Origin of the sequence: Acinetobacter sp. 12966 (assembly GCF_031196995.1) — a bacterium.
Taxonomy (GTDB): domain Bacteria; phylum Pseudomonadota; class Gammaproteobacteria; order Pseudomonadales; family Moraxellaceae; genus Acinetobacter; species Acinetobacter geminorum.
The window spans coordinates 92,366-98,666 of record NZ_JAVIMC010000103.1; the positions used below are offsets into that span (position 1 = coordinate 92,366).

At 37.1% G+C, this 6,301-nt stretch carries 5 protein-coding genes; 2 read left to right on the forward strand and 3 right to left on the reverse strand.

Annotated features, from left to right (window positions below):
- Positions 1-511 precede the first annotated feature (511 nt).
- Complete coding sequence (gene alr / locus RFW85_RS16250) at positions 512-1,804, forward strand: alanine racemase (RefSeq protein WP_309171692.1); 1,293 nt, start codon at positions 512-514, stop codon at positions 1,802-1,804.
- Between the two features lie 147 nt (positions 1,805-1,951).
- On the opposite strand, the gene pobA is transcribed toward alr, so the two are convergent.
- Positions 1,952-3,166 (reverse strand): 4-hydroxybenzoate 3-monooxygenase, encoded by a 1,215-nt coding sequence (pobA, locus tag RFW85_RS16255; RefSeq protein WP_002114537.1) that lies wholly within the window; start codon positions 3,164-3,166, stop codon positions 1,952-1,954.
- A 141-nt stretch (positions 3,167-3,307) separates the two neighbouring features.
- Between pobA and pobR the strand changes: the two genes are divergently transcribed.
- Positions 3,308-4,123: an IclR family transcriptional regulator PobR gene (pobR, locus tag RFW85_RS16260; protein WP_309171693.1), complete on the forward strand. Its 816-nt coding sequence runs from the start codon at positions 3,308-3,310 to the stop codon at positions 4,121-4,123.
- A gap of 164 nt (positions 4,124-4,287) precedes the next feature.
- On the opposite strand, the gene RFW85_RS16265 is transcribed toward pobR, so the two are convergent.
- Positions 4,288-4,932 carry a glutathione S-transferase family protein gene (locus RFW85_RS16265; protein ID WP_057086183.1) on the reverse strand — a complete coding sequence of 215 codons (645 nt, stop codon included), beginning with the start codon at positions 4,930-4,932 and terminating at the stop codon, positions 4,288-4,290.
- 216 nt (positions 4,933-5,148) lie between these two features.
- The gene (locus RFW85_RS16270) at positions 5,149-5,706 is read right to left on the reverse strand and encodes a TetR/AcrR family transcriptional regulator (protein WP_309171694.1); all 558 of its coding nucleotides are present in this window, start codon (positions 5,704-5,706) and stop codon (positions 5,149-5,151) included.
- Positions 5,707-6,301: the final 595 nt, after the last annotated feature.

Below are 6,301 nucleotides of genomic sequence, written 5' to 3' on the forward strand. Positions count from 1 at the left end.
AATTAATATTTAACTTAAATATATGCAATTCTATAATTTTAAATAATTTTTCATTAACAAATGAAAAGTACAATTTCCAGTCAAATATATTCTTTTTAATTTTATTAAATGATAACCAATATCATCCAATAAAAATAGATCAAAAATAACTCCATCCATAATAAAAAATCATTATTTATCTAAAGTTACATTTACATAAATTTTGATTAAAAAATAGCACAATCAATTAGATTAAAAAAATAACACTTAGAAAAATTTAGCAAATTTTTCTATTGTTTTTTTACGAATGTATATTTAGATTTAATTAATATGATTTAAAGCACGACAATATTACTTAATAAAACTAAGGTAGCTTTAAGCTCACTTAATACTTCTCATAATATTTTAAGGAGGAAATATTATTACGAAAAAATATGTGATTTCGCAAAACAAATTCATTGTATTGCTGTAATTAATCATAGAAATATACCGAAAGGTAAAATATATTCAATCAGGAAAGATTAAAAAACTCATGAAACTTAAAACAAAATTTTCTCATCTGGCATATAGCTGTGCATTAATATTATTCGGTTCGGTGCAATTTGCTCATGCAGCTCCCTTACTCACTCCCCATGTTACAAATGAAGTAAGCCCTGCACCTACAGCAAATGCATGGATAGAAATTGATACTCAAGCTTTTGAAGATAATATTAAAAGGACAAATCAGTTACTTAATGGCAAAACACAACTTTGTATAGTCATGAAAGCTAACGCATACGGCCATAGTATTGATCTACTTATGCCAAGTGTTATGAAGTTAAACGTATCATGTATTGGCATTACCAGTAATGCTGAAGCAGCTATGGTGCGTAAGCATGGCTATAAAGGCAAAATTACACGTTTACGTACCGCCACAGATAGTGAAATTATCAATGCACAAGCTTTAAATATTGAAGAGCTTTTAGGTAATTATGACCAAGCTGCCCGTATGTCTAAATGGGCAGAAGCGAACAATACAACTGTTCATTACAGCTTGGCTTTGAATTCAGGCGGTATGGATCGTAATGGTCTTGAAATGTCTACGGCTCTAGGCAAAGAACAAGCTGTTGCGATCACCAAACTTCCCCATCTTAAAATTGACGGCATTATGACCCATTATGCCGTAGAAGATGAAAAATTTGTTCGTGAGCGTCTGGCACAATTTAATGAACAAACCGCATGGTTGATAAAAAAAGCCAAACTGAATCGTAAAGAATTAACATTACATACTGCTAATTCATTTGCTACTGTAAACGTTCCTGAATCACATTTAGATATGGTTCGTGCAGGTGCAATTATATATGGTGATTTTCCTAATCACCCTGAATTTAAAGGCATGATGGCATTTAAAACACAAATTGCCGCAGTGAATAATTACTTGAAAGATTCAACCGTAGGTTATGACCAAACCTATACTTTGAAACGTGACTCTAGACTCGCAAACCTCCCTGTAGGTTATTCGGATGGTTACCGTCGTAGTTTTAGTAATAAAGCTTTTGTATTAATCAATGGACAAAAAGCACCAGTGGTTGGTCGAGTATCAATGAATACTGTAATGGTTGACGTAACAGATATTCCAGAGGCCAAAGCAGGTGATGAAGTTGTATTATTTGGTCGTCAAGGCAATGCAGAAGTTAAAACGAGTGATTTAACCAGCCTTACAGGCCATATTTTGACAGAAGCCTATATCCCGTGGAGTAACTCTAACCCACAAGTGGTTAAACCCGTTCAATCTCAGCAACAAGTGATATTAACCAATAATAAAGTTGCGGCAAAGGCCAACTAAACTTTAGGTGAATTGATAGGTAGCCCTATATTTTGAAAAGTATCGGGCTACTTTTAGCCGAATCACATCTTTTAAGCGATTTTATTCCATCCAGTTTTTTTATATAAAAAAGGACATTTGCATGCCCTTTTTATTTTTACTTAGTCTTTAGCTTGCGTGCTTAAAACTATCAATTTGTTTAATCTCATAAGGCAAACCAACATAGTTTTCGGCCAATGTGGTTTTACCTGCAATCGAGCCAAGCACATAACTTAACTCGGCTTGTTTAATCTTATGATCAAACTCACTTTCAGTTTCAAAACGATGCAATAAATGAGTCATCCACCAAGAAAAACGCTCCGCTTTCCATACACGTTGTAGGCATTTTTCTGAGTATTCATTTATACCTTGCTCGGAACCTTCAACATAATATTCAACAAGCGCACTTGATAAATAAGCAATATCAGAAGCCGCGAGGTTGAGGCCTTTTGCTCCAGTCGGTGGAACAATATGTGCAGCATCGCCTGCTAAAAATAGTTTTCCAAAACGCATTGGCTCGGTCACAAAGCTACGTAACGGCGCAATACTTTTTTCAATAGAAGGTCCTGTGACTAGCTTTTCACGGCTTTCAGGGTCTAGGCGGTTTTTTAGCTCATCCCAGAACTTTTCATCTGACCAATCTTCGACGTGATCTGTTAAAGGGACTTGTAAATAATAACGGCTACGTGTTTCTGAACGCATACTACATAAAGCAAATCCACGCTCTGACTGTACATAAATAAGTTCATCGGCTACAGGCGGCACATCGGCCAACACCCCTAACCAGCCAAACGGATAAACTTTTTCAAAGGTTTTAATTTTATCTTCTGGCACGCTGGCACGGCAGACACCATGGTAGCCATCACAACCAGCAATAAAGTCACATTGAATTTGAAAGGCTTTACCTTGGTACTCAAACTCAACTTTTGGTGCAGTGTAAAAATCTTTTACTTGTACATTTTGAGCTTCATAAAATGAAGTGAGCTGCTCTGCTTCACGCGCAGTCATTAAATCTTTGGTGACTTCGGTCTGACCATATACGGTCACTTGTTTGCCACCCGTGAGTGCAGCCAAATCAACGCGATGCAATTCACCATTGGTTAAGATTTCGATGCCTGAATGCGGTAATCCTTTGTCTTTTAGGTTTTGATCAACGCCTGCTTGTTTCAGTAAGTCGACCGAAACTTGCTCTAAAATTCCTGCACGAATCCGCGAAGCCACATATTCAGCACTACGTTGCTCAACAATAATATGGTCGATGCCAGCTTTATATAGAAGTTGCCCAAGCAATAACCCTGCTGGTCCAGATCCAATAATTGCAACCTGTGTCTTTAAAATATCCATAACTTCATCCTTGTTTCATCCTGACTTTTAAATTACTGGCTTTAAGTTTTGTGCACTATGTATCCAAGACGAAAATAACCGTTTATCATTTAGTTTGTCCGAATAGCGGACAGAAACAACCAAAATAACAGGAACGAAAGGATGCCTTCTCTCGATGCTTTATTAGAGCACCCAAACTCGCATGAGAAAATTCGTCAAGAAGACTACATTGCAGGGTTAGCAAAAGGCTTAGCTTTACTCGAAGCTTTTGGAACGGATCGCCAGCGGCTTAATGTCACTCAAGTAGCCGAGCGAACAGGCATTAGTCGTACAGCGGCAAGGCGGTATCTAAAAACTTTAAAATACTTAGGCTATTTAGAAACCGATGAACATTACTTTTGGCTCACTCATCGCGTGCTGCGCTTTTCAAGTTCTTATTTAAGCTCTGCCCATCTGCCTAAAGTTGCTCAGTCATTTTTAAATCTTTTGTGTGCGCAGACATCTCTTACTTTCTCGATTGTGGTTCTGGACGATAACGAAGTGGTGCCAATTGCCCGTAGTTATTTACCACAGCAAGATAATTTACGTGTCAGCCCTTATGGCATGCATTTAGGGAACCGACTCCCTGCCCATGCCACTTCCACGGGTAAAGTATTGCTGGCAGCACTATCCGAAGAAGCTCAACATACGTGGGTAAAAAATTACGGTTTAAAACGCTTAACTCCTTTTACCATTGTAGATGAGTCAAAGTTTGTTGAAGTGCTTAAGGGTATTTCATTATCGGATTATTGTCTTTCTAAAGAAGAACATGAGCTTGGCGTGATTGCGATTGCTGTGCCCGTTTTTAACGCACAAGGTCAAGCCATAGCAGCGCTTAACTGCATGTCTCAAACCAACCGTGTACAAGAAGATTATTTGGTTCAGCAAATTTTGCCATTGCTGCGCAACACAGCAAATGAACTCAGAAATGTAATTTAAATAGACATAGAAACTCTTGTCATCAATTAGAAGTACAAGAGTTTCAAATCATAATTTTAAAACAACGGGGTCTTTAACTCGCTGGTTTAGCAGAACTCGTGAAAGAATGAATACGAGCCAATTGAGCAGCTAAACAATATTGGAAAAATTACTTAGAGCAATTTTTAGGCATTGGTATGTTGATGAAGATTTTGTTCAATAGACATGGCTTTTTTCCAGCTTTCTAGGTTTTCTAAACCTTTTACATATTGTTCAATATTGAGATATTTTGACCGAATATTTAAAGAATTAATTAGACCATAGACTACGAAACCAATCATAAAATCTGCACCCGTTAAATAATCGCCTACTAAGAATTTTTTGCCTACTAATTGTTGATCTAAATATGAAAATACTTTATCCAACTCAGTCTGCGCATATTGATCTAAGAACTTTAATTGAGTGCCATTTTTTAACTCAATCGAATTAAAAATATTTAATAAATATGGAACCATAGCCGAACTTTCTGAAAAATGAACCCATTGTAAATAATCAAGATAACTGTCTGAATCTTTCGCGGGCATCAGTTGAGGAGCAAACTTTTCAATCAAAATTTCTACAATGGCACCTGATTCAGCAATTACTTTTCCATTAAGCTCAATCACAGGTGATTTTCCTAAAGGATGAATATTTTTTAATTCTTGAGGTGCAAGATTTGTAGTTTTATCTCGAAAATAACTTTTTAATTCATACGGTTGATTGATTTCTTCAAGTAACCACAGAATGCGAAATGAGCGTGAAGCATTTAAATGATGAAGAATAATAGACATTAATTTTCTCTTTTAAACTAGATGGTCAACAAAGTAAGGCCTAACTATATAGCTTGATAGACGACCGGTCTAATATTTTTTGTTATCAGCCACGCATTTGTCTGATCAAGCAATAAAGTAAATGTCTAAAAGTATAAAAACCACCTCCGTAGATATGGTGACAAACGGCTTTTAATTTTATCGATTGCCTAGCGCATTCTGCGGCATCAAATTACATCAACTACCTAAACTACGCAAAAAACAATCTAGTACCTTTTCCCGATCAATTGCCCCATCTAAACTTAAAAACTGAATAATTGCGCCTTCAATCATATATAAAAATAGTTTGGTGTCTTGAAAAGTCGCATCGGTTTTTAGTTTTATCAGTTCGCTATAGATTTCATTCAGTAACCATGTGCGATATCTCACTGCGGTGATATAGGCTTTTGGATAGCTCAGTTTCGCTTCAAACATGGCTTTAAATAATAGGTAGTACATTCCCTCTACATCGGTATGTAAGAAATAAAGCTGTTTGAGTTTATCAGCCGCGCTTGTGCCTTGGGCATACTCTGCAATTGAGACCACTTTTTCTTTTAAACGTTCTTTTTGTACGATCAAACAGATTTCAATAAACCGCTCTTTAGAATGGAAAAAGTTATAAAAAGTCGCTTTGGTAATTTCACATTCTTTGACGATTCGATCTACCCCAACGGTATGAAAGCCACGATGGTGAAATAAATCAATCGACTTGTTGATGACTTGTATGGCACGGGAAGAAAGCACTAACTTTGGCATAGTTTTACCGTTATAAATTCTTGTTGTTTATAAATGAGATAAAAAGCCTGTGCCCCTTTTGGGAGAAAAAAAAGGCACAGCAAAGCCGTAAAGACTGTGCTTGGCACATCTCAAGTTTTGTTGTTGCTAAGTTTTAAGTAAAAAAGACTTAAAGCCTGAAAACCTTAGGGCAATCAAGCTGCTTTAATTTTTTAAGCTGTGTCGTTATAGCTCTTGGCATTGAGAGCCAAGAAATAATGGATGTGCAAAGCCAACTCCTTTTTATTGGGAGTTCTGCCGACATTTAAATTATGGTGGCAGAACGAAGGGGGTTCGCGGACTGGCCTTAAGACTCCAGCACACCCAAGGGTGTCCCCCTCCGTTCCACCATAGAGGGGGCACGAGGGTGTACACACTAAAAGTATAAAACCTTTAATGCTCCTAAGGGACGGTCCGCGACGACCGACTGGCAATGTGGCCAGCAGGCAAAGAATAGTGCCCAACCTTTTTGCAGTCAAGCACGCAAAATGCCATTTGTTTTAAATTAAATCATTAGAAAAGTAAGGCTAAATAATGAAGGAGTTATTGTTAAGTGGTAAGCGTCCGCTGAACACAC